The organism is Chroococcidiopsis cubana SAG 39.79 (assembly GCF_003991895.1).
Taxonomy (GTDB): domain Bacteria; phylum Cyanobacteriota; class Cyanobacteriia; order Cyanobacteriales; family Chroococcidiopsidaceae; genus Chroococcidiopsis; species Chroococcidiopsis thermalis.
The window spans coordinates 3,756-7,822 of record NZ_RSCK01000113.1; the positions used below are offsets into that span (position 1 = coordinate 3,756).

The following is a 4,067-nucleotide window of genomic DNA, read 5'->3' on the forward strand; positions in this document are numbered from 1 at the left end:
AGGAAGTGATGACTAATCCTGGGGAACTCGATCCACTGATACGCGAATTAATTTATATAGCTGTAAGCGTAACTAATGGTTGCGAATACTGCATTGCTTCCCACACTTCAGCAGCATATGCCAAGGGAATGAGCGATAATATGTTTGGTGAATTAATGGTAATTGTCGCTACTGCAAATACGACCAATCGCCTCGCTAACGGTTATCGAATTCCAGTAGATGAGCGATTTAAGACTTGAAATACTTAAAGGCGATCGCTTTTAAAGATAGAACGGATGTTGTAGAAGCGATCGTGCTTGGATGTACCTTTTTAGAAAAAATAGGCTGAAATTGCAACCTCCGCAATTGTTTGAGATTGCTATGCAGAAAAACACTGTACGTAGTGAAGATATGATGAAAATTTCAGTTTGTAAATCTTACCAAAGAGTAATATTTGAAAAAATTTTCTTTCTAATCGTCTGCAAAAAAGTAATAGGCTGAAAATTGTCAATCTATTATTCTGCAAAAGAGCAGTTTTAGACTAAAAAAATGGGACGTTAAATAAGGAAAATTACTAATTTTTGAGTTGAATCAAATGACTTCCAGCAATGTACGAGCGAATATGCAGTTTCACTAGCTAAATGTCGGAGCTATACTGTGTATTTGTAGCCCATTCACCTGATTGGGTATGTTAGACTACGAAAAGTCTGTTTAATAAATAGTTATGCGGCTTAACCCCTTATTGGGGGCACAACTGAAGATCTATCTGTTAGATTCAAAATTGAAATAATTTTGAGCTTCTTGCTAAGGCATTTCTTGAAATTAGTTGATGGGATAACTAAGCAATCTTTGCAAAAGAAGTTTTATTAGATAACGGTGAAGCTGATGTAATTGTTTCAGATGGTAAGCATGAATGTTGCGTCTTTTCTTATCCGTGCCAAATTCAGAAAGGTGAAGAGATTAGTAGCCCTCTTGTAATTTTTGAAACAGGTAATATTATCAAATCAACGACTTCGGAGGTTAGCATCCAGCCTCAAAAGTCTCTATCAAAATATAATTATTGGGTGGTTGCTAGAGTTATAAATGCATACAGTGGTGAAATTAGTGTAGGTAATCTGCGTATGATGCTGAACGCTGATATGTTGCCAGGTGATATCAGAGCAAACGAGATTATAGAATTTGCAGCAGAGCGTATTGAGTTGTAATAGTTGCCGCATAACAATTGCGGTACAGCGGATTGACCGAAGCCGCTGGTGCTGGTTGCAAAGTCCGTCGCAACCGCTGACCACGTCTGTTATTTTTAAGAAAAATTAATTCAGACTTATTGTTAGAATTGCAAAATGGGCGCAAATCCTCAGCCTTATGTTGCACTCGATTTTACAAATATTAAGTATTCTTGTAAGCGTTGAATCTAAATTATCGATCAGCTCGATAAACTAATTTTTTCAATTGCCCGTTGAACTTGTATGCTGACTTCCCAAGCGCAATTGTCTCATGCTTATCGAAGGAAACTAAGACCATTGAAATGATTCAGATCGCTAAGGGCGATCGCCGCTTCTTTTCTTATACCCATTACCTGAGTCACAGCAAGTAAAAATCTAGTATTCGGAATTTATTCATAATATTTGATATTATGTTTTTATAACTTGTCAATGTTGAGCTTCAAGTATTTTATTAACAGTCAAAATTGCTTCTGACCTCAAAAATGTGCTAGCGCTAGAGCCAGCTAACTTAAAATTTAACCTTGAGTTCCATGACTGTTGCTCAGTCGGCAAAACCATCTAGCAGTAATATTACTGTGACACTAAAGCGACTCATTGCTCTTTTGGAAGAGGATGAGACAGATGAGTACGGGGTTTTGCAACCGAGCCAATCGGCGTTTAAGCTAGCAATGCGATTTGTTGTAGAAGCTTACGAAGCAATGGGCGATAGTTTTCCGAGAGCATCAGCGTCTACAGATGAGAAAGGCAGCATTAGATTGACATGGAGCAAGCTGGAACCTGAATGTGAAGTCAGATTGGTTTGTCCTACCGATGCCGATCGACAGGTGTATCTGTACCATGAATTAGGAGATACTTACGCTGTAGAACAGAGTGTGACAGTATCCAATTTGGTGCAGTGGTTAGAGTTATCTAATTATAAGTAAAGCATTTTGCAAGCCGTTGGCTTAAGGCTCAAGTAGAATTAGAGAACGAGCTATATTAGTAATTCTTCACCTTCAAATTATGACTGAGTTACTCCGACAAGTTATTTCAGAGATCGAAAAACTTCCTGCCGAGCAGCAAGATGCGATCGCGTCCCGTCTGATGGCTGAATTGAAGGATGAACAAGCATGGTCAGCTCGATTTGAAGCAACGACTGACGAACAGTGGGATCGGTTGGCTCATATGGTACGGCAAGAGATAGCAAATGGCGAAACAGTTTCACTAGATGAAGTTTTTCCAGTTAAACAATGAAATCGAGTGTCACCAAGACATTTCGCAAGCAGCTGGATCGACTTCCTGCATCTGTGCGAGAGCAAGCTGAAAAAGCCTACGAACTCTGGCGCGGAGATCCTTATCACAATAGTCTGCAATTTAAGCGCGTGAGTGTCAACGCCAACCAATTTATTCTGTTCGTGTAAGCTTGAATTATCGAGCTGTAGGATTGCTAGAGCCAGAGGATCGGATTTATTGGTTTTGGATTGGCACACACGATGAGTACGATGAGTTGTTGAAAAGACTGTAATTTTGGTTTAGTTATTGAGATCGATAGTCTAACAATGCAATTGTACAATTTGAATTTATCTAACCAATCGGTTAGATAAAGTAATTTTCTCGATTGCCCGTTGAGCTTGGATACTGACTTCCCGATCGCAATCGTCTAATGCTTGTTGCAGGGCGCTTATGGCATCAGAATTACCCAAATTACCAAGGGCAATCGCCGCTTCTTTTCTCACATCTGAATATTCATCCGCTAATGTTTGAATCAAAGTAGGTAACAACCTAGCATCAGGGATTTTTTGCAATACCTGTATGGCAGATTTTCGCACTTGCCAGTGTTCGTCTTTAAGTGCTTTTTCGACAGCAAAAACTGCTTCTGGTTTAGCATGAATGAAGAGCGATTTTGCGGCATTGCGGCGTACCTGCCAGTCTGGGTCGGTGGTGAGTGCTTGCGTCAATAATGCGATCGCTTCTTCATCAGCTAAGTGTCCTAACGTTAAAGCTGCCGCACGTCGTACACTATCATCAGAATCTTGCATTAATTTTAGGGCTGGCTGACAATGTTGAACTTGGTTTAGATAGGATAAAGTCGTTACCGCAGCTTCTCGCAGTTCGGGATGCTCTGACTTGAAGAAGTTGATTATCGCAGGTAGACATTGAGCATCATGGATTTTGCGTAAAAGAATCAGGATGTTGGATTGGAGATGGAAGTTTTCTTGTTGTAGGGAATCTAGTAAAAGTTGTAGATGTTCGGGAGAAACTAACTCGCCTAACGCCGATCGTGCTTCGCTACGAATTTCTGCGTCAGGTGAAGCAAGACATGGTATTAAAGCGGGAACTACAACAGGGTTGGCAATTTCCCACAGTGCCGCGATCGCAATTTTTTGCACGGCAGTACTTTCGTCTTGCAAAGCAGTTATTAAAGCATCGATCGCATCTTCTTCTCCCAAGTGTTGCAGAGTTTTGACTGCAACTAAGCGATCGTCTAGGTTAGGCGATCGCAACATTTCCAACCATTGATTTAACTGAGCATTCATTTTTACTTCTTTACCGTAACAAAAAGGGAATCTGCACCGTAATCGCGTTTGTGGGACACTCTTTTTCACAAGGGAGACAGAACCAACATTCGTCATATTTCATATATGCTTTTCCTGTCTCTGGATTTTTTGCTAATACGTCGAGGGGGCAAACTTCTATGCAAGCCGTACATTTTTCCAGACATTTAGATTCATCTACAATGACAGGAACATCGACTCTCTGATTAATTAAAGCCATAAAATCAACCTCCAATAATGAAGCGATCGCATCTAGAGCAATTCCTAGTCTACTGAGGTACGATTAATAGTAATGTTGTGTATTCTGCCCAGATAAAAATGAAGGCATACT

At 40.2% G+C, this 4,067-nt stretch carries 5 protein-coding genes and 1 pseudogene; 4 read left to right on the forward strand and 2 right to left on the reverse strand.

Annotated features, from left to right (window positions below):
- The 4 genes and pseudogenes from DSM107010_RS32505 to DSM107010_RS43340 form a co-directional block, all read left to right on the forward strand.
- On the forward strand, positions 1-239 hold a 239-nt coding region (locus tag DSM107010_RS32505; protein ID WP_148125942.1), incomplete at its 5' end, for a carboxymuconolactone decarboxylase family protein.
- 1,493 nt (positions 240-1,732) lie between these two features.
- Positions 1,733-2,125, forward strand: a complete 393-nt coding sequence (locus tag DSM107010_RS32510; protein WP_106168005.1) for a hypothetical protein — start codon at positions 1,733-1,735, stop codon at positions 2,123-2,125.
- A 79-nt stretch (positions 2,126-2,204) separates the two neighbouring features.
- Positions 2,205-2,435 (forward strand): hypothetical protein, encoded by a 231-nt coding sequence (locus DSM107010_RS32515; protein WP_106168004.1) that lies wholly within the window; start codon positions 2,205-2,207, stop codon positions 2,433-2,435.
- Positions 2,432-2,706 (forward strand): annotated as a pseudogene (locus tag DSM107010_RS43340) (type II toxin-antitoxin system RelE family toxin). The gene DSM107010_RS32515 and the pseudogene DSM107010_RS43340 overlap by 4 nt, the downstream one beginning before the upstream one ends.
- Before the next feature lie 55 nt (positions 2,707-2,761).
- Here the strand turns inward: DSM107010_RS43340 and DSM107010_RS32525 are convergent.
- Together DSM107010_RS32525 and DSM107010_RS32530 are read right to left on the reverse strand one after the other, a co-directional pair.
- The gene (locus DSM107010_RS32525) at positions 2,762-3,718 is read right to left on the reverse strand and encodes a HEAT repeat domain-containing protein (protein WP_127024957.1); all 957 of its coding nucleotides are present in this window, start codon (positions 3,716-3,718) and stop codon (positions 2,762-2,764) included.
- Between the two features lie 10 nt (positions 3,719-3,728).
- The gene (locus tag DSM107010_RS32530; protein WP_053455107.1) at positions 3,729-3,956 is read right to left on the reverse strand and encodes a 4Fe-4S dicluster domain-containing protein; all 228 of its coding nucleotides are present in this window, start codon (positions 3,954-3,956) and stop codon (positions 3,729-3,731) included.
- Positions 3,957-4,067: the final 111 nt, after the last annotated feature.